Source organism: Pseudomonas sp. URMO17WK12:I6 (assembly GCF_003253625.1).
In the GTDB taxonomy this organism is placed as follows: Bacteria; Pseudomonadota; Gammaproteobacteria; order Pseudomonadales; family Pseudomonadaceae; genus Aquipseudomonas.
Genome location: NZ_QKYZ01000004.1, coordinates 204,838 through 223,435 on the forward strand (window position 1 = coordinate 204,838; position 18,598 = coordinate 223,435).

The following is an 18,598-nucleotide window of genomic DNA, read 5'->3' on the forward strand; positions in this document are numbered from 1 at the left end:
TTCCGCGCAGATGAGTCAGGCAGGGTGCCAAAGCAAACAAGGGATATCGAGTGATTACGTCAACGGGTGAACTGGCGATACGTCAGATATCAGCACTTCCTCCGGAAATCCTGATACTGGAAGCGGAGGCCGTTACAGAGGGTTTCAGGTTTCTCACACGCTTGGTTGCCGATTGGAAAAACGGGTCGAATCGATTCGATCAACCAGGTGAATGTCTTTTGGGAGCCTTCCGCAACGGGCAACTGATTGCCATCGGTGGTCTTTCATATGATCCATATGCCAGGTCGGATACCGGGAGGCTACGGCGGGTATACGTCGCGCACGCATCAAGGGGCCAGAATGTGGGTAAAGCTCTGGTACAGCAGCTTCTGGAATATGCGGCTCAGAGATTCCGTGTCGTGCGCCTATCCACGGATACACCTGAGGGATCGGCATTTTACCTTCGCTGCGGGTTTCAACAGATACACGATGATTTTGCGACTCATGTGAAATCATTAGCAGATGCCACATAGCCAGGGCGACGTGTTTAAGATCAAAAGTTCGCAGCCTTCGGCAGCTACAGGGGGCGTGAATCGCGGATCTGATCCGTATTTTTCTCGACTATCTGCATCTGTAATGGGATCAGCCCGCGGCTCACAATGACGGCACGGTCAGCAGTGGCGGTAACCGCTGCACCGCAAACTCATAGCGTAGGAGGCCCCATGGGCAAGATGGCAATTTTCCTGGGTGGATTTCTGGTGTTGACCATTTTGATTGGCGCGCTGGCTACGATTTCTCCCGTTTAGTCTCGTCCTGCGATCAGCAAAAAGCACAACGCCTCCACACTGGGAGGCGTTGCTTTTCTTCGGACAAGCTGATGGCAGGGGGGCCAAGACCGCCTCAACGAATATGCTTGGAATAGGCCGCTTTAAGTGCCTCGGATACAAGGGCAATCAGTATCGGGGTAGAGCTGGACTGCATGTCTCTGCCGATGTCAGTTCGCCGTTCCAGCACTTTGCCAGCGTATTTGGATGCCTGGCCTTCAGACGCAAGTGATAACAGCTCTTCTTCAGTAAAAGACTTCTCATAAGCCGCAGCAAGATTTTGATTCCATTTCGGCTGGTACTGCGGAAGTAGCGCGTCAATTTCGCTCGATACGGCACTGTGTGCTTTTTCACTTCCTAACTTTTCAATGAGCATCGCAAAGGTTTGGGTTTTCTTTGCCGCCAACAGTGCCAGTGTTGGCAGGCTGTCACCCACATGGGTTTGAGCAACAAAAGCGAGCGCTGTCTTATGCGCAAGTACTTCAGCCGCGACCGTGGTGGACAACACGATGGGCGCTACGAATGCGACCGCGACACAAAAAGACCTCATCAATTGATCTGGCTCCTTCGGTTCGCCACGTCGGTGATGCGCTACTGAGAACCCTAGTTGGGAAATACCTATATCGCTAGTAATTCGGTTCCACTTTGGCTTGAGCCAGGGCGACGTTGATGGCGTGACAGCCGTCGTGTACCCAGACTTGAAAAGCCCACTGAACCAGTAACGGTCAGTGGGCTTTTTTCACGCTGGATTGAGCGCCAGCATCACCTCAGATCAAACCGATCCAGATTCATCACCTTGACCCAGGCTGCCACGAAGTCTTTCACAAACTTCTCCTTCGCGTCGTTGCTGGCATAAACCTCAGCCAACGCCCTCAGCTGTGCATTCGAGCCAAACACCAGATCAACACGCGTCCCCGTCCATTTGAGGTCGCCGGTTTTGCGATCACGTCCTTCAAATTCCTCGTTGGCTTCCGACACCGGTTTCCATTCCACGCCCATGTCGAGCAGGTTTTTGAAGAAGTCGTTGGTCAACGCTCCCGGTTGCTTCGTGAACACGCCGTGTTGGGTTTGGCCGACGTTGGTGTTCAGCACGCGCAGGCCACCAATGAGTACGGTCATTTCCGGCGCGGTGAGGGTCAGCAGTTGGGCCTTGTCGATCAGCAGGGCCTCGGCCGGTACGCTGTAGCGGGTTTTGAGGTAGTTGCGGAAGCCATCGGCGGCGGGTTCGAGGTAGCCGAAGGATTCAACGTCCGTTTGCTCTTGCGAGGTGTCCATGCGTCCCGGTGTGAAAGGCACCGTGATGGTATGGCCGGCATTTTTTGCCGCTTGTTCGACGCCGGCACAACCGGCCAGCACGATCAGGTCGGCCAGGGAGATTTTCTTGCCGCCGGTTTGCGCGCTGTTGAACTCGTTCTGGATGCTTTCGAGTTTCGCCAGCACACTCGCCAGTTGCTCAGGCTGGTTGACCTGCCAGGATTTCTGCGGGGCCAGACGCAGGCGTCCGCCGTTGGCGCCGCCACGTTTGTCGGAGCCGCGGAAGGTGGAAGCCGCTGCCCAGGCGGTCGACACCAGTTGCGAGACGGTCAGGCCGCTGGCCAGGAGCTTGCCTTTGAGAGCGGCGATGTCGCTGTCGTTGACCAAGGCATGGTCGACCGGTGGTATTGGGTCTTGCCACAGGAGTACTTCGTTGGGCATTTCCGGGCCGAGGTAGCGGGAGAGGGGGCCCATGTCGCGGTGGATCAGTTTGAACCAGGCGCGGGCGAAGGCGTCGGCCAACTGGTCCGGATTGGCGAGGAAGCGCCGCGAAATCGGTTCATAGATCGGGTCGAATCGCAGCGACAGGTCCGTGGTCAGCATGGTCGGATTACGCCGCTTGGACGGGTCGTGAGCATCCGGAATGATGCCCGCGCCGGCACCGCCTTTCGCCGTCCACTGGTTGGCGCCCGCCGGGCTCTTGGTCAGTTCCCACTCGAAGCCGAACAGGTTTTCCAGGTAGTTGTTGCTCCATTTGGTGGGCGTGGTGGTCCAGGTCACTTCCAGGCCGCTGGTGATGGTGTCGCCGCCTTTACCGCTGCCGAATTTGCTCTTCCAGCCCAGGCCCTGTTGTTCAAGGCCAGCGGCTTCGGGCTCGGGACCGACGTTGTCGGCAGGGCCGGCACCGTGGGTTTTGCCGAAAGCGTGGCCGCCAGCGATCAGCGCCACGGTTTCTTCATCATTCATTGCCATGCGCCCGAAGGTTTCGCGGATATCTATCGCCGCAGCGACCGGGTCCGGGTTGCCTTCCGGGCCTTCGGGGTTGACGTAGATCAGGCCCATTTGCACGGCGGCGAGCGGGTTCTCCAGGTTGCGTCCGCCCTCGGTGCGGCTGTCCTCATTTTTCCCCGGCTCAGCGACGAGAGGGCCTTCGCCGGGCTCTTGCATGGGCTCTTTTTTGTCTTTTTCGTAGCGGGTGTCACCTGCCAGCCACTTGTTTTCGGAGCCCCAGTAGACGGCCTCATCCGGTTCCCAGACGTCTGGCCGGCCGCCGGAAAAGCCAAAGGTCTTGAAGCCCATCGACTCCAGTGCGACGTTGCCGGTGAGGACGATCAGGTCAGCCCAGGAGATGTTGCGACCGTACTTTTGCTTGATCGGCCAAAGCAGCCGGCGCGCCTTGTCGAGGCTGACGTTGTCCGGCCAACTGTTGAGCGGGGCGAAGCGCTGCTGACCGGAGCCGGCACCCCCACGACCGTCACCGACGCGGTACGTGCCAGCGGCGTGCCAGGCCATGCGAATAAACAGTGGCCCATAGTGACCGAAGTCCGCAGGCCACCAGTCTTGTGAATCAGTCATCAGTGCATGCAGGTCTTGCTTGACCGCCGCAAAATCCAGTTTTTTGAACGCTTCGGCGTAGTCGTAACCCTCGTCCGTGGGGTCGGACAGCCGCGAGTTCTGGTGCAGGATCTTCAGATTCAGTTGGTTCGGCCACCAATCGCGGTTCGTCGTGCCACCGCCAGCGGCGGCGTGATTGAACGGGCATTTCGATTCATTTGCCATGTGTGCGCTACCTTTGGTCGTGTTCATCCGGCTATCCGGCCCGGGGTTGGGCACGCAATAGCGACGAGCGGAATCAATGACATAGGCTGCAGCCGTGCGATCAATTGATCGTCGTGGTCACACGGGAAATCCGGATAGCGGCAATCGAGTTGCCAGCACGGTGGCCCACGGCAAGCCTAGTACGTTTCCTGACTCATTCGTATCTCTTCTCAGGTCTCAACCGGCCGGCTGATGCCAGCGCTCCAGTAAGGGTAGACGCCTATAAAGCAGTCAGCTAATAGGGGGAGTATTGGGAGGTGATAGGGATAGTCTTTTATCTGAGCCGTCGAGATGGAGTCGATCAAAAGGTATGCTGGGCCTTTTCCGTTGACCGCCACCCAAGGATCCACCCGATGTCTTTAAGCAAACGCGATCAGGCACACATCGAACGTCGCCTGGTCGCCACTCTGACCGAGGCGTGCGAAACAGCCAAGGCGGAAATAGTCGGGTTTTGCTGGTTGACCCACGAAATCGATTACGACGCCTTTCCACCCAGCCTGCGGGTGATCTGGGTCTTCGATACGCAGGCCCATAAGGATCAGGCGCTGGCGAGCGGGCAGGGCGAGCGCATGGTCGAACTGACGGCCGTAGCATTAAATGAAGCGGACGTTCTCGTCAGCCCGGTCGCGGCCCATGTGCAGTTTGATTCTGAAGAGCAATGTCAGCGCGCCAATGGCGGCAACTGGCAGCAACGCCTGGCGCCCAAGCGCTCGACGCGAGGTTGAGCCGTGGCCAAGGATATCGAAAATCCGTGTATTTCCGTTTGCCAGCTCAGTGGTGAACTGTGTGTCAGTTGTGGTCGCACCAAGGACGACATCAGAAAGTGGAAACGCATGAAGCGCCCGGAAAAAATGGCGGCGGCGCAGCGGGCGAGTGTGCGGTTGAAGGGGCTTCAGAAAAGGAAGGGTTGAGGGTTCCTCAGGGCCGCGCACAAACCTCTCGAACACATTCACGCAGCCACCGATGCGCCGAATCGGCATCCATCCGCGGATGCCAGAGCATCGAAATGGTGATCGGCGGCAGCTCGAACGGCAGATCGAAACTGTGCAGGCCGGTGCGCAGGTTTTGGGTATGTCGGGCAGGCACGGTGGCGATCAGGTCCGAGGCGCGAGCCAGCGCCAGGGCGGCCGAGAAACCGCCGACGACGGTGATGATTTCCCGCTGCAGTCCCAGCGCTTCCAACGCTTCATCCATCGGCCCCTTATCGACCCCGCGCCGTGAGACCAGGATGTGCCGGCCAGTGGCATAACGGGAGGCAGTGATCTCGCCCTCGCTCAGCGGATGCCCCGTGCGAACGACGCCCACGAAACGATCCTCGAACAATGCCCGGGTGCGCACTTCCGGGCTGGTCGTACCGCCGACCACACCGGTTTCCAGATCAACGGAGCCGTCGCGAAGTGCGGCGCTGTCCTTGCTCAGCTTCTGCACAAAGTGCAAACGCACGCCGGGGGCTTCCTCACTGGCGCGGGCGATCAGCGCCGGGCCGAAGTTTTCCACGAAGCCGTCACTGGTGCGCAGCGTGAATGTTCGAACCAGTTGCTTGAGGTCGAGCTGTTCGGCGGGGCGCAAAACCGCTTCGGCGTCTTGCACCAATCGACTGACGTGTTCGCGCAATTCAAGCGCTCGTGGCGTCGGCACCAGGCCGCGTCCGGCCCGGACCAGCAGCGGGTCGCCTGTCGTTTCGCGCAACCGCGCCAGCGCTCGGCTCATGGCCGACGGGCTCAGGCGCAGTCGTTGGGCGGCGCGGGCGACACTGCCTTCGGCGAGCAGCACGTCCAAGGTAATCAGCAGATTGAGATCGGGAGTGGTCATGCCGCAACGTTAGCACGGCGCGGGGCTGACATGGCGTCAAACGCATCTATCAAGTGCAAATGCTGCGCCTTCCGCCTTGTCACGCACGGGCATACGCTGCTGCTCTACCTTTCAGACGTGGCCAGACAATGAAATCCATCACTCAATCAGGTTCGGTGCGCTGGGCGCTTGCGAGTCTTTCGCTGTCGATGTTGATGCCTTCACTCGACACCAGCATCGCCAATGCGGGATTGCCGACGTTGGCCGAGGCGTTCGATGCTTCCTTCCAACACGTGCAGTGGATTGTTCTGGCGTATCTGCTGGCGATCACCACGCTGATCGTCAGCGTCGGACGGCTTGGCGACATGCTCGGCCGTCGGCGTTTGCTACTGGTGGGCATCGCCATTTTTACCCTGTCATCGCTGGCCTGCGGTGTCGCGCCGTCGCTTGGGTGGCTGGTCGGCGCCCGGGCGGTGCAGGGGCTTGGGGCGGCGATCATGCTGGCGCTGACCGTGGCGTTTGTCGGCGAGACGGTGCCGAAAGCGCAGACCGGCAGCGCCATGGGGTTGCTCGGAACGATGTCGGCGATCGGCACCACGCTGGGGCCGTCGCTCGGTGGGATGTTGATTGCCGGCGTTGGCTGGCAGGCGATTTTTCTGATCAACATACCGCTGGGTGTGCTGAACATCTGGCTCGCATATCGCTATTTGCCGGCGGATGTTCAGCGGGCGAAAGCAGGGCGGGTGGGGTTCGACAAGGCCGGCACGTTGCTGCTGGCGCTGACGCTCGCGGCGTACGCGCTGGCCATGACGATTGGGCTCGGTGAATTTGGACCGCTCAATATCGCGCTGCTGCTGGCGGCTGTTTTCGGTGTTGGGCTTTTCATCTTCGTTGAGGCCACGGTCGCATCGCCATTGATCACATTAGCGCTGTTCCGCCAACAGGGATTGAGCGCCAGCCTGGCCATGAGCGCGCTCGTTTCGACGGTGATGATGGCGACGCTGGTGGTCGGGCCGTTTTATCTCTCGGGTGCGCTTGGCCTCGGCACGGCACTTGTCGGTTTCGCCTTGTCGGTCGGCCCGTTGGTGGCTGCATTGACCGGCGTGCCGGCCGGTCGCCTGGTGGACCGTTTTGGCACTCGGCGCATGACCCGTCTCGGGCTCGCGGCAATGGCGCTCGGCGCGAGTGCTTTATCAATGATGCCAGCGGGGTTCGGCCTCCTCGGTTACCTCGCGCCCATCGCGGTGATCACGGCCAGCTACGCGTTGTTTCAGGCGGCCAACAACACCGCGATCATGACCGACATCCGCCCGGACCAGCGCGGCGTGATTTCCGGCATGCTCAGCCTGTCACGCAATCTCGGCCTGATCACTGGAGCTTCGGTGATGGGCGCGGTGTTTGCGCTTGCCTCGGCGACGACAGACATCTCCAGCGCGTCTCCCGCAGCCGTTGCCAGCGGCATGCGGATAACGTTTGCCGTCGCCGTGGCACTGATTCTCGTGGCCCTTGCTGTGGCCCTGTTTCCACGGGCCTCAGACTGCTGCACTGTGTGCAGCAATGAACTGCAGTGAGCCTATATTGTTCATCTAAAATCGAATACCGATACTGCCTGAACATCGCGCAGTCGGCGCTCATGGCGTTCAAGACATGGCTGGAGGCCAGATTTGCAGAGGGGCCGCCTTGGCTGCATGTGGACCGAAGCGAACTAAAACCTATGGGGCACGCCGATTAAATGTGGGAGCGGGCTTGCTCGCGAAGGCGGTGTGTCAGGCAACATCAGTGTTTACTGACACTCCCTCTTCGCGAACAAGCCCGCTCCAGGTTCTGCACCTGACTGCGTTCCTTTTAGTGAGCGCCTCTGATGACAGCCGCTTGCGCCGTGCGCAACGCATGCCGATTGCCACGGAACAACACCAGTGTCGCGATCAACCCCAGCACCGCCGCGCCACTGAGCCAGATCCCCGGCGCTGCCTTGTTGTCCAGCACGTGGATCAGGTACGTACAGGCCGCCGGGGTGAAACCACCGAATGTTGCGGTCGCCAGGCTGTAGGCCAAGGAGAAACCGGTCGTGCGCACTTCCACCGGCATGATCTCGGTCAGGGCCACCACCATGGCGCCGTTGTACGAGCCATACAGGAACGACAACCACAATTCGACAATCAGCAAATGGCTGAAGCTGGGGTTCGCCACCAGCCACGACAGCGCCGGATAAGCCGTGAGAATCGCCAGAATCGTCGCGCCCAGCAGCAGAGGTTTGCGGCCGATCTTGTCGGAAAGCGCGCCCATCACCGGCAGCCAGAAGAAGTTCGACAGGCCGATGCACACCGTCACCAGCAACGCATCCAGATCCGACAGATGCAGCTCGGCTTTGCCGAAGGTCGGGGTGTAGGCGGTGATCAGGTAGAACGACACCGTGGTCATCACCACCAGCGCCATGCCGGCGAGGACGATGCCGAAGTTCTGACTGATCGAGCGGACGATGTCCCGCAGGGTAGGGCGGTGTTTGCGTGCCTGGAATTCCGGGGTTTCTTCCAGCGAACGGCGGATCACGAAGATCGCCGGCACGATCATGCAGCCGATCAGGAACGGCACGCGCCAGCCCCACTCACCCATTTGGTCGGGGCTCAGCCAGTGGTTCAAACCCACGCCGAGCAGGCCGGCGAATACCACCGCGGCTTGCTGGCTGGCGGACTGCCAACTGACGAAGAAGCCTTTGCGGCCCGGTGTGGAGATTTCGGCGAGGTACACCGACACACCGCCCAGTTCCACGCCTGCTGAAAAGCCCTGCAACAGACGACCGAACAATACGATCAGCGGCGCCGCGACGCCCAGCGTGGCATAACCCGGCACACCGGCAATCAGCACCGTGCCGGCGGCCATCAACGCCAGTGTGATGATCAGGCCTTTGCGGCGGCCGTGGCGGTCGATGTAGGCCCCGAGGAAAATCGCCCCCAGCGGACGCATCAGGAAACCGGCCCCGAAAGTGGCCAGAGACAGCATCAGGGAAGCAAACGCGCTATCGGCGGGAAAGAAGGTTTTGGCAATGGCCGTGGCGTAAAAGCCGTAGACCATGAAGTCGAACATTTCGAGAAAGTTACCGCTGACAACGCGAAAAATCGCTTTGCCTTTGCTCGTATTGGAAGACATGTGTAGGTACTCACTCTGGTCGATCTTGTTTGAAAGCGCTGCACCTATGTGGCGAGGGAGCTTGCTCCCGTTCGATTGCGCAGCAATCGTAAAACCGGTCACCGCTATCGCGAGCAGGCTCGCTCCCATGCGCTCTGAAGCCCATAATGGCGGGCGCGGTTTTGAGGGGAGATGAAGATTTGTTAACTGGACGGTGGGGATGGCTTGTGGTAATGGTCGGGATTTTGTCCGGTTGTGGCAACGGCGACAGCCTGGAACGCTTCGACGGCCCGACCATGGGCAGCAGCTATTCGATCCAATACGTGCGCCATGCCGGTCTTCCCGCACCGGCGGAAGTCCGCGTCCAGGTCGAAAAAATACTCTCTGATGTCGATCGGCAAATGTCGACCTATCGCAGTGACTCCGACATCGAACGCTTCAATAACCTGCCCGCCAACCACTGCCAGACAATGCCTGCGCCGATCCTCGAATTGGTCCGCGTCGGCGAGCGCTTGTCTTTGCAAAGTGACGGCTCCTACGACCTGACGGTGGAACCGCTGCTCAACCTCTGGGGATTTGGCCCGCAGGCGCGTGAGGAAAAAGTCCCGAGCGCCGAAGCACTGGCCGAGGTGCAGCAGCGTGTCGGTCATAATCACCTGCGCATCGAAGGTGACCAGTTGTGCAAGGATGCCGCAGTGGAGGTCGACTTCAACAGCATCGCTGCCGGTTACGCGGTCGACACGATTGTCGCTAGACTCGAAGCGCTGGGCATCCACGACTACCTCGCTGAAGCCACCGGTGAACTCAAGGCCGTCGGTAAAAAACTCGACGGCTCACCGTGGCGCATCGCCCTGGAAGAACCCCGTGATGATCAGCAAGTGGCCGAGCGCATCATTGCCGTCGACGGCTACGGCGTGTCCACCTCCGGTGATTACCGTAACTATTTCGAGCAGGGTGGCCGGCGCTATTCCCACACCTTCGATGCCCGCACCGGAACACCGGTCCTACACACCCTGGCGTCAGTCACGGTGATTCATCCTTCAGCTTTGATGGCCGATGGCTTATCGACGCTGTTGCTGATTCTTGGCCCTGAACGGGGTTGGGACTATGCCCAAACGCATGACATTGCTGCATTCTTTGTGATTCGTGCCGATACAGGTTTTGTCACACGCACCAATCAGGCTTTTGAGCGCCTGGCCGGTGAGAAAACCGAGTGATTGCGGCTGCAAAAGCATTTTTCGATGGCTTTGTAGTGCAGGCAAAACTAGCCTACGACGCGACCAAGGGTTAATGTGCGCGGCGTTGACGCTTCTATAGACTGTGTCCGGGTTCTGCACTGGCCCCAAATTGTTCCTTCACGCCGCCGATCGGCGTGATTTAGCCGCAGGCGCCGAGGGTGTCGCGGCCTGTTCTGAGGAGTACGCATGGCTGTCTACAACTACGATGTGGTGGTGTTGGGTTCCGGCCCGGCGGGAGAAGGCGCGGCAATGAACGCTGCCAAGGCAGGGCGCAAGGTGGCGATGGTCGATAGCCGTCGCCAGGTCGGCGGCAACTGCACCCACCTGGGCACCATCCCGTCCAAGGCCTTGCGTCACTCGGTCCGGCAGATCATGCAGTTCAACACCAACCCGATGTTCCGGGCCATTGGTGAGCCGCGTTGGTTCTCGTTCCCGGACGTGTTGAAAAGTGCTGAAAAAGTCATCTCCAAACAAGTCGCCTCGCGCACCGGCTACTACGCCCGTAACCGCGTCGACGTGTTCTTCGGCACCGGCAGCTTCGCCGACGAGCAAACCATCGAAGTCGTCTGCGCCAACGGCGTGGTCGAAAAACTGGTGGCCAAGCACATCATCATCGCCACCGGTTCGCGTCCTTATCGCCCGGCGGACATCGATTTCCATCACCCGCGTATCTACGATAGCGACACCATCCTCAGCCTCGGCCACACCCCGCGTAAACTCATTGTTTACGGCGCCGGCGTGATCGGCTGCGAATACGCCTCGATCTTCAGTGGTCTGGGTGTATTGGTTGAGCTGGTGGACAACCGTGGTCAGTTGCTGAGCTTCCTCGACTCGGAAATCTCCCAGGCCCTGAGCTACCACTTCAGCAACAACAACATCACGGTTCGCCACAACGAAGACTACGACCGTGTCGAAGGCGTGGACAACGGCGTGATCCTGCACCTCAAGTCCGGCAAGAAGATCAAGGCCGACGCCTTGCTCTGGTGCAACGGCCGTACCGGCAACACCGATCAGCTGGGTCTGGAAAACATCGGCGTGAAGGTCAACAGCCGTGGCCAGATCGAAGTCGACGAGAACTACCGCACCTGCGTGCCGAACATTTATGGCGCCGGTGACGTGATCGGCTGGCCGAGCCTGGCCAGTGCCGCCCATGACCAGGGGCGTTCGGCCGCTGGCAGCATCGTCGACAACGGCAGCTGGCGTTTCGTCAATGACGTGCCGACCGGCATCTACACGATTCCGGAGATCAGCTCGATCGGCAAGAACGAGCAGGAGCTGACTCAGGCCAAGGTGCCGTATGAAGTGGGCAAGGCATTCTTCAAGAGCATGGCGCGTGCGCAGATCGCCGGCGAACCGCAAGGCATGCTGAAGATCCTGTTCCACCGCGAGACGCTGGAAGTGCTGGGCGTTCACTGCTTCGGTTATCAGGCATCGGAGATCGTGCACATCGGTCAGGCGATCATGAACCAGCCGGGCGAGCAGAACACCCTGAAGTACTTCGTCAACACGACGTTCAACTACCCGACCATGGCCGAAGCCTATCGGGTAGCGGCGTACGATGGCCTCAACCGGCTTTTTTGAGTGGCTCCGGCCGGTGGCCTGAGCCGGCCGGGGAGACCGATTTCAGCAATTCTCGAGCGTGGCGCTGGCCAAACCGGGAAAGTCTGTAATCAGGCTGTCAACGCCGAAGTCGGCGAGCCTGCGCATCAGCGCGGGCTCGTTGACTGTCCACACCGACACATGCAGCCCCTGACGCTGCGCCTTCTGCAGGCGTTCCGGCGTACACAGGGTCCAGTTCAGCGCCAGCATCTCACAGCCATAGTTTTGCGCGACCTTCAGCGGGTCGAGCCAGGCGTACTCGGCCACCAGTCCGCGAGACACGTCCGGCACCAGGTCCAGCGCGGCTTTCAACACTTCGCGTGAACTCGAGGTAATCGTGACCTTGTCCCGTATGCCGAAACGCTGGGCCATTTCGCGAATCGCCAGCACGGTGGTCGCGGCGCGGGTGCGTGAGGCGCTTTTGACTTCCAGCTGCCAGTGCTCGAAATCGCATTTTTCGAACAATTCTTCCAGCGTTGGTATCGGGCAAGGTTTGATCCAGCCTGGGCCACCCTTACGCGCGTCGTAGGTCACCAGTTCCGCAGCCGTGTGTTCGGCCACTTTGCCGCGGCGGTCGGTGGTGCGTTTGAGGGTCGGGTCGTGGATCACCATCAACTCGCCGTCCTTGGACAGGTGCAGGTCCAGTTCGCAGCGGCGCACGCCGTGCTTGAGGCATTGCTGAAAGCTGGTCAGGGTGTTTTCCGGTGCTTCGCCTTTGGCGCCGCGATGGCCGTAGATGAGAGTCACGGTTCTTCCTTAATTAATGGCCGTTTTCGTTTTGTTCGCGCGCCAGGCGTCGTTCTTGTGCCTGTCGCTGCAAGATGTAGCGGGCCAGCAGTTGTCGCTGGGCATCGGACAGGTATTCGAATTCGGTGCCGACGTCGTAGCCGCCGCCCTTGCGGTCGCAATGGGTGACGCGGGCCCGCAGCAACAGGCCGAGGGCTTGTGGCATCAGCACCAGCTTGACCGACAGGTGCGCGCCGACGGCAATGGGCGTCGGATGCTGAAAGTCGATGCCGCCTTCGGAGATGATCACCGGCTGCGGTTCGCCGATCTGTCCGAGCACGGTCAGGGCGACCACCTGGCTCAGCAGATCGATGCGTTTGTTCTGTGATTTGAGGAACGCGGCGATGGCTCGGTCGCGTTCGTTGATCTGGCGCAACAGGTGTTGCGACTCGAATTCGCTCAGGTGCAGTTCGCTGAGCAGGTTGAATAGCGGGGAAGCATCCTGCAACACTTCCTGGCCTGCTGCTTCGGGAGCAGACAGGGGCCGAATTTCCAGTGCGATCGTGTCCTCGATACGGTAGTATTCGCGGCGATCTTCTTCATCTAATGTCGACATGGCGAACCCATGGTAGCGGCGGTGGTCTGAGTGTAAAGCTGGTTATCGACCCCCGCCACAAGGACGTTCCTTTTCCCTCCGAACAAGCCCCGACATGTTCAGACCTCTCTTCGTATTTATCGGCACGCGTTATACCCGTGCAAAACGTCGCAATCATTTTGTGTCATTCATTTCCCTGACCTCGATGATCGGACTCGCCCTCGGCGTGGTCGTGATGATCGTTGTGTTATCGGTCATGAACGGCTTCGATCATGAGATGCGCACCCGTGTGCTGGGCATGGTGCCCCACGCGACTATCGAGTCCGGCGAGCCGATCAGCGACTGGCAAAGCCTGGCCGCCAAGGTCAAGCAGAACCCGCAGGTGGCGGCGGTTGCGCCCTTCGTCCAGATGCAGGGCCTGCTGACCAACAACGGCAAGGTTTCCAAAGTGCTGCTCAATGCCATCGACCCTGTGCAGGAACGGCAGGTGTCGATCATTGATAACTTCATGCAGCAGGGCAAACTCGACGACCTGGCGCCGGGCAGTTTCGGCATCGTCATCGGCGACAAGGCGGCAGCCAAGCTCGGCGCGGCGGTTGGCGACAAGCTGACGTTTGTCGCGCCGGAAGTCACCGTGACCCCGGCCGGGATGTTCCCGCGCATGAAACGCTTTACTGTGGTCGGCATCTTCCATGTCGGCGCCGGTGAGCTGGACGGCTATCTGGGCCTGACCAATCTGCAGGATCTGGCCAGGTTGCACCGCTGGCAACCGGATCAGGTCCAGGGCCTGCGACTGAAGTTCGACGACCTGTTCCAGGCACCGCGCACCGCGTGGACCATCGCCCAGCAGCTCGGCGAAGACCGTTACTACGCCCGCGACTGGACTCGTACCCACGGCAACCTGTATCAGGCGATCCGCATGGAAAAAGCCATGATCGGCCTGCTGTTGCTGCTGATCGTCGCTGTCGCTGCGTTCAACATCATTTCCACGCTGGTGATGGTGGTGAACGACAAGAAGGGCGACATCGCGATCCTGCGTACCCTGGGCGCCACGCCGGGCTCGATCATGGCGACGTTCATGGTCCAGGGCACGGTCATTGGTGTGGTCGGTACGCTGATCGGCGCCGTGGTCGGGATCTTCGCCGCGCTGAACGTCAGCGCCGCGATCGCGGCCCTGGAAGGGCTGATCGGCCACAAGTTCTTGAACGCCGACGTGTATTTCATCGATTACCTGCCGTCGCAAGTGCAGAGCCAGGACGTGTTGATGGTCTGCGCCGCCGCGTTGGTCCTGAGTTTCCTCGCCACCCTGTATCCAGCCTGGCGTGCCGCGCGCACCCAGCCTGCGGAGGCGCTACGTTATGAGTGAGTCGGGCATGAGTGATAAAGCAATCTTGAGCTGCCGCAACCTGGGCAAATCCTACGTGGAAGGCCCGGAATCGGTAGAGGTTCTGGCCGGTCTGCAACTGGAACTGCATCCGGGTGAGCGCGTGGCGATCGTCGGTACGTCGGGTTCGGGCAAAAGTACCTTGCTCAACCTGCTGGGCGGCCTCGATACGCCGACCAAGGGCAGCGTCTGGCTGGCCGGTGAAGAACTCTCGGCCCTGAACGAAAAGGCCCGTGGCCTGTTGCGCAACCGGTCTCTGGGTTTCGTTTACCAGTTCCACCACTTGCTGCCTGAGTTCACCGCGCTGGAAAACGTCTGCATGCCGCTGCTGATCGGCAAGACCGCGATCCCGGAAGCGCGTCAGCGTGCGACGGCGTTGCTGGAGCGGGTAGGGCTGGGCCATCGCCTAGAGCACAAACCGGCGGAATTGTCCGGTGGCGAACGCCAGCGTGTGGCCATTGCCCGCGCCCTGGTGAACAAGCCAGGCCTGGTGATGCTCGACGAGCCGACCGGCAACCTCGACTCCCACACCGCCCAGGGCATTCAGGATTTGATGCTGGAACTCAGCACCTCGATGCGCACGGCGTTCCTGGTGGTGACCCACGACATGAACCTGGCTCGCCAGATGGATCGCGTCCTGCATTTGCAGGAAGGTTGCCTGACCCCCATCTGATTGGCTGAAACCCGGCACACTGAACAGTGCGTCGGGTCTTTTATTTTTATACGGTGCCCCAGCGAATGTTCAGACCGTTATCGATCTTTATCGGCACGCGCTATACCCGCGCCAAGCGCCGCAATCGCTTTGTTTCCTTCATCTCGATGACCTCGATGATCGGCCTCGCCCTGGGCGTGCTGGCGATGATCGTGGTGCTGTCGGTGATGAACGGCTTCCAGCGCGAAATGAGCTCGCGCATCCTCGGCATGGTGCCCCACGCGACCATCGTCGGCGTGAACCCTATCGACGATTGGCAGCCGGTGGCCGCCGCGGCGATGAAGAATCCTGAAGTCACCGCCGCCGTGCCATTCACCGAGATGGAAGGCATGCTGTCCTACAAGGGCACCATGCAGCCGATCCAGGTCAGCGGGGTCGATCCGGCGCTGGAAAGCAAGGTCTCGATCGTTGCCAAGCACATTGTTCAGGGGCGTCTCGACGCCTTGAAGCCGGGCGAGTTCGGCGTGGTGATCGGCGAGATCACCGCGCGGCGCTTTCGCTTGAACGTCGGCGACAAGATCACCCTGATCGTGCCGGAAGTCAGCAATGCACCGGGTGGCATCACCCCGCGCATGCAGCGGCTGAACGTGGTGGGCGTATTCAAGGTCGGTGCCGAACTGGACGGTTCGATGGCGCTGATCCACATGGCCGATGCCGCGCAGATGCAGCACTGGCAACCGAATCAGGTACAGAGCGTGCGCCTGGCGGTGAAGGATCTGTACGCCGCGCCGCAAGTATCGAGCGACATCGCGACCGGCCTGGGCGCCGCCTACAAGGCTGACGACTGGACTCACACCCAGGGCAGTCTGTTCAGCGCGATGAAGATGGAAAAAACCATGATCGGCCTGTTGTTGCTGATGATCGTCGCCGTGGCGGCGTTCAACATCATCGCCACGCTGATCATGGTGGTCAATGACAAGGGCGCGGACATCGCCATCCTGCGAACCATCGGCGCCACACCTCGGCAGATCATGGCGATCTTCATGGTGCAGGGCACGGTGATCGGGATTGTCGGCACCTTGATCGGTGGCGTGCTGGGCGTGATCGCGGCGTTGAACGTCAGTGAACTGGTGGGCTGGATGGAGCGGGTCAGCGGGCAGCACATCTTCAGTTCCGATGTGTACTTCGTCAGCAACTTGCCGTCCGAATTGCAGGGCGCGGATGTGTTGTTGATCTGCTCCGCCGGTTTCATCATGAGTTTTCTGGCGACGGTTTATCCGGCGTGGCGGGCGGCGAAAGTCGAGCCGGCTACCGCGTTGCGGTATTCGTGAGTCCCCAATGATCGTTCCCACGCTCCGCGTGGGAATGCCTCAACGGACGCTCTGCGTTCGGCTCCTGATGTGACGCAGAGCGTCACTGGCTGCATTCCCACGCAGAGCGTGGGAATGATCAGGTTTGCGGTAACTCAATCACAAACCGCGTCCACCCCTGAGCCGATTCGCAACGAATCTGCCCGCCATGGGCGCGGATGATCGACTGGGTGATCGCCAATCCCAATCCCGCATGCTCACTGCTGCCTTCACGGCGCGCGGGGTCTGCCCGGTAGAAGCGGTCAAACAAACGCGGCACCAGGTCCTCGGAAATCCCTTCACCACTGTTTTCAACGGTCAGGCTCAAGCCTGCCGGTTGCTCGACGATCTTTACCCGCACCTCACCACCAGCCGGGGTAAACCGCAACGCATTGTCCAGCAAATTGGACAGTGCCCGGCGCAACATGCTGCGATCGCCCTGCATGCTCGCGTGGCCGTCACGACTCAACTTCACCCGGGCGTCCTCAGCCAGCGGCGCGAAAAACTCCAGCAGCACATCCGCTTCTTCCGCCAGGTCCAGCGGTTCACGCTTGGGCATCAGCAAACCATGGTCAGCCTTGGCCAGGTACAACATGTCGTTGACCAGTTGCGCCATCCATTGCAGTTCTTCGAGGTTGCTGTGCAGCGCCTCGCGGTAATCCTCAAGGGGGCGAGGGCGGGTGAGGGTGACTTGGGTGTGGGTCAGCAGGTTCGACAGCGGTGTGCGCAGTTCATGGGCGATGTCGGCGGAGAAGGCCGAGAGCCGCTGAAAAGAGTCATCGAGGCGTCCGAGCATGGCGTTGAAGCTGTGGGCCATTTCCGCAAGCTCCGGTGGCATGTCTGCTTCCGGCAGACGGGCGTTGAGTGATTGCGCCGACACGCCGCTGGCGACCGCACTCATGCGCAGCAACGGACGCAAACCACTGCGCGCCGCCCAGGCACCGAGCAGGGCGGTAGCCAGGGCCGAGAGGCCGACCGTCAGCCAGATCAGGTGCTGCATGCGCTGCAGAAAGTGTTGGTGATGGGTGATGTCCAGCAACAAGGTCAGTTGCGGTGAGTCGGGTTTGTCGAGGAACAGCGGTGCATTCAGGACGCGGTAATCGGTGCCATCGTCGCTCACCGTCGACAGGCCAGGTTTGCGCGGTAAATCTTTGGGCACGCTGGGCGAACTGTCGTACATGCGTTGGCCGTCACTGCTAATGATGCGCAGCGAAAGATCGGCCTGTCGGCTCAATTCATCGGCCAGCCTGGCTTCGGCGTCGCCGGCCTGAATGTCATCCAGCGCCCGGCGTAAACCAATCAGTTTGTCATCCAGCAACTGCTGGTCCAGCTCGACAAAGTGCGCCTCGCTGGCGCGGCTGAACAACACTCCGGCGAACAACGACACCACCGCAGTGCAGGCGGCAAACAGCAGTGCCAGGCGGTTGCTTAATGAAAGCCGGCGCATCAGGCGGGGCGCTCTTCAAGGACGTAACCCATGCCGCGCACGGTGTGAATCAACTTGTTCGGGAAATCGTCGTCGATCTTCAGGCGCAACCGGCGGATCGCCACTTCGATGACGTTGGTGTCGCTGTCGAAATTCATGTCCCACACCTGGGACGCGATCAGCGACTTGGGCAGAACTTCGCCCTGGCGCCGCAGGAGCATTTCCAGCAGGGCGAATTCCTTGGCGGTCAGGTCGATGCGCTGACCGTTACGCTCGACCCGGCGACGGATCAGGTCCAGGCGCAAATCGGCCAGTTGCAGGCTGGTTTCCTGGGGCGTGGCGCTGCCTCGACGCAACAGGCTGCGAATCCGGGCCAGCAGTTCGGAGAAGGCGAAAGGTTTGACCAGGTAGTCGTCGGCGCCCAGTTCCAGGCCGTGGACTCGGTCCTCCACCGCATCTCGTGCGGTCAGAAACAGTACCGGCGTGTCCAGGCCTGCACCGCGCACCGCTTGCAGAATCTGCCAGCCATCGCGACCGGGGAGCATCACATCGAGAATCAACAAGGCGTAATCGCCGCTCAAGGCCAGTTGCTGGCCGGTGGTGCCATCGGCCACCAGTTCGGTGTTGAAGCCAGCCTCGGTCAGGCCCTGGCGTAAGTAATGGCCGGTTTTCGGTTGGTCTTCGACGATCAGCAGTTTCATGGGCGACTCGGGCAGTTTGAACAGGTGCGTTATACCGTGGGCGGCGAGGAAGCAGGCCAACCTGACAAAGTTGTAATCTGCCTGTCAGGTAGCTGGCAGAGCCGGCTGGTAGAGTTTCCCACAAGCTGAACCTCAT

17 protein-coding genes are annotated in these 18,598 nt (G+C 60.4%); 9 read left to right on the top strand and 8 right to left on the bottom strand.

The genetic code is table 11. The features are described 5' to 3' along the window. The first annotated feature begins 50 nt into the window (after nt 1-50). Entirely contained in the window at nt 51-512 is a 462-nt protein-coding gene (locus F475_RS09165) for a GNAT family N-acetyltransferase (RefSeq protein WP_111453764.1), read from the top strand. A 367-nt stretch (nt 513-879) separates the two neighbouring features. On the opposite strand, the gene F475_RS09170 is transcribed toward F475_RS09165, so the two are convergent. Further along, on the bottom strand, nt 880-1,311 hold the full coding sequence (locus tag F475_RS09170; RefSeq protein WP_256597089.1) for a hypothetical protein: 432 nt from the start codon (nt 1,309-1,311) through the stop codon (nt 880-882). 254 nt (nt 1,312-1,565) lie between these two features. Beyond that, nucleotides 1,566-3,863, bottom strand: a complete 2,298-nt coding sequence (gene katG / locus F475_RS09175) for a catalase/peroxidase HPI (RefSeq protein ID WP_111453766.1) — start codon at nt 3,861-3,863, stop codon at nt 1,566-1,568. A 365-nt stretch (nt 3,864-4,228) separates the two neighbouring features. Between katG and F475_RS09180 the strand changes: the two genes are divergently transcribed. After that, nucleotides 4,229-4,600: a hypothetical protein gene (locus F475_RS09180; protein WP_111453767.1), complete on the top strand. Its 372-nt coding sequence runs from the start codon at nt 4,229-4,231 to the stop codon at nt 4,598-4,600. Nucleotides 4,601-4,603: 3 nt separating this feature from the next. Beyond that, nucleotides 4,604-4,786 carry a DUF1289 domain-containing protein gene (locus F475_RS09185; RefSeq protein WP_081626539.1) on the top strand — a complete coding sequence of 61 codons (183 nt, stop codon included), beginning with the start codon at nt 4,604-4,606 and terminating at the stop codon, nt 4,784-4,786. A gap of 7 nt (nt 4,787-4,793) precedes the next feature. Here F475_RS09185 and F475_RS09190 read toward each other — a convergent pair whose 3' ends face one another. Further along, the gene (locus F475_RS09190; protein WP_111453768.1) at nt 4,794-5,687 is read right to left on the bottom strand and encodes a LysR family transcriptional regulator; all 894 of its coding nucleotides are present in this window, start codon (nt 5,685-5,687) and stop codon (nt 4,794-4,796) included. 128 nt (nt 5,688-5,815) lie between these two features. Here F475_RS09190 and F475_RS09195 point away from each other — a divergent pair, with 128 nt between their 5' ends. Beyond that, complete coding sequence (locus F475_RS09195) at nt 5,816-7,237, top strand: MFS transporter (RefSeq protein ID WP_111453769.1); 1,422 nt, start codon at nt 5,816-5,818, stop codon at nt 7,235-7,237. 274 nt (nt 7,238-7,511) lie between these two features. On the opposite strand, the gene F475_RS09200 is transcribed toward F475_RS09195, so the two are convergent. Beyond that, a complete protein-coding gene (locus F475_RS09200; protein WP_064616948.1) occupies nt 7,512-8,813 on the bottom strand; it encodes an MFS transporter in 1,302 nt (433 codons plus the stop codon). Nucleotides 8,814-9,025: 212 nt separating this feature from the next. On the opposite strand from F475_RS09200, the gene F475_RS09205 reads away from it, so the two are divergent. Next, nucleotides 9,026-10,009, top strand: a complete 984-nt coding sequence (locus tag F475_RS09205; protein WP_256597090.1) for an FAD:protein FMN transferase — start codon at nt 9,026-9,028, stop codon at nt 10,007-10,009. 207 nt (nt 10,010-10,216) lie between these two features. Further along, the gene (sthA, locus tag F475_RS09210; protein ID WP_007935284.1) at nt 10,217-11,611 is read left to right on the top strand and encodes a Si-specific NAD(P)(+) transhydrogenase; all 1,395 of its coding nucleotides are present in this window, start codon (nt 10,217-10,219) and stop codon (nt 11,609-11,611) included. Nucleotides 11,612-11,653: 42 nt separating this feature from the next. Here the strand turns inward: sthA and F475_RS09215 are convergent, their stop codons facing one another. Then, nucleotides 11,654-12,376, bottom strand: a complete 723-nt coding sequence (locus F475_RS09215) for a glycerophosphodiester phosphodiesterase family protein (RefSeq protein ID WP_018928152.1) — start codon at nt 12,374-12,376, stop codon at nt 11,654-11,656. A gap of 13 nt (nt 12,377-12,389) precedes the next feature. Then, complete coding sequence (locus tag F475_RS09220) at nt 12,390-12,971, bottom strand: PilZ domain-containing protein (protein ID WP_028939700.1); 582 nt, start codon at nt 12,969-12,971, stop codon at nt 12,390-12,392. A gap of 94 nt (nt 12,972-13,065) precedes the next feature. Here F475_RS09220 and F475_RS09225 point away from each other — a divergent pair, with 94 nt between their 5' ends. The 3 genes from F475_RS09225 (at nt 13,066) to F475_RS09235 (ending at nt 16,317) form a co-directional block, all read left to right on the top strand. Then, entirely contained in the window at nt 13,066-14,316 is a 1,251-nt protein-coding gene (locus tag F475_RS09225) for a lipoprotein-releasing ABC transporter permease subunit (RefSeq protein ID WP_018928150.1), read from the top strand. 7 nt (nt 14,317-14,323) lie between these two features. After that, complete coding sequence (gene lolD, locus F475_RS09230; RefSeq protein WP_018928149.1) at nt 14,324-15,007, top strand: lipoprotein-releasing ABC transporter ATP-binding protein LolD; 684 nt, start codon at nt 14,324-14,326, stop codon at nt 15,005-15,007. A 65-nt stretch (nt 15,008-15,072) separates the two neighbouring features. Beyond that, nucleotides 15,073-16,317, top strand: a complete 1,245-nt coding sequence (locus F475_RS09235; RefSeq protein WP_018928148.1) for a lipoprotein-releasing ABC transporter permease subunit — start codon at nt 15,073-15,075, stop codon at nt 16,315-16,317. Between the two features lie 118 nt (nt 16,318-16,435). Here F475_RS09235 and F475_RS09240 read toward each other — a convergent pair whose 3' ends face one another. Together F475_RS09240 and F475_RS09245 are read right to left on the bottom strand one after the other, a co-directional pair. Further along, nucleotides 16,436-17,782, bottom strand: a complete 1,347-nt coding sequence (locus F475_RS09240; RefSeq protein ID WP_086945391.1) for a heavy metal sensor histidine kinase — start codon at nt 17,780-17,782, stop codon at nt 16,436-16,438. Continuing rightward, complete coding sequence (locus F475_RS09245) at nt 17,782-18,462, bottom strand: heavy metal response regulator transcription factor (protein ID WP_111453771.1); 681 nt, start codon at nt 18,460-18,462, stop codon at nt 17,782-17,784. Before F475_RS09245 ends, F475_RS09240 begins: the two co-directional genes overlap by 1 nt. Between the last annotated feature and the right edge of the window lie 136 nt (nt 18,463-18,598).

Excerpts from the sequence above, each read along its gene's own strand:
- F475_RS09195 (WP_111453769.1), top strand. The coding sequence starts at position 5,816 with ATGAAATCCATCACTCAATCAGGTTCGGTGCGCTGGGCGCTTGCGAGT.
- F475_RS09245 (WP_111453771.1), bottom strand. The coding sequence starts at position 18,462 with ATGAAACTGCTGATCGTCGAAGACCAACCGAAAACCGGCCATTACTTA.
- sthA (WP_007935284.1), top strand. The coding sequence starts at position 10,217 with ATGGCTGTCTACAACTACGATGTGGTGGTGTTGGGTTCCGGCCCGGCG.
- F475_RS09200 (WP_064616948.1), bottom strand. The coding sequence starts at position 8,813 with ATGTCTTCCAATACGAGCAAAGGCAAAGCGATTTTTCGCGTTGTCAGC.
- F475_RS09220 (WP_028939700.1), bottom strand. The coding sequence starts at position 12,971 with ATGTCGACATTAGATGAAGAAGATCGCCGCGAATACTACCGTATCGAG.
- F475_RS09205 (WP_256597090.1), top strand. The coding sequence starts at position 9,026 with ATGGTCGGGATTTTGTCCGGTTGTGGCAACGGCGACAGCCTGGAACGC.
- F475_RS09190 (WP_111453768.1), bottom strand. The coding sequence starts at position 5,687 with ATGACCACTCCCGATCTCAATCTGCTGATTACCTTGGACGTGCTGCTC.
- F475_RS09225 (WP_018928150.1), top strand. The coding sequence starts at position 13,066 with ATGTTCAGACCTCTCTTCGTATTTATCGGCACGCGTTATACCCGTGCA.
- F475_RS09180 (WP_111453767.1), top strand. The coding sequence starts at position 4,229 with ATGTCTTTAAGCAAACGCGATCAGGCACACATCGAACGTCGCCTGGTC.
- F475_RS09240 (WP_086945391.1), bottom strand. The coding sequence starts at position 17,782 with ATGCGCCGGCTTTCATTAAGCAACCGCCTGGCACTGCTGTTTGCCGCC.
- F475_RS09235 (WP_018928148.1), top strand. The coding sequence starts at position 15,073 with ATGTTCAGACCGTTATCGATCTTTATCGGCACGCGCTATACCCGCGCC.
- lolD (WP_018928149.1), top strand. The coding sequence starts at position 14,324 with ATGAGTGATAAAGCAATCTTGAGCTGCCGCAACCTGGGCAAATCCTAC.
- katG (WP_111453766.1), bottom strand. The coding sequence starts at position 3,863 with ATGAACACGACCAAAGGTAGCGCACACATGGCAAATGAATCGAAATGC.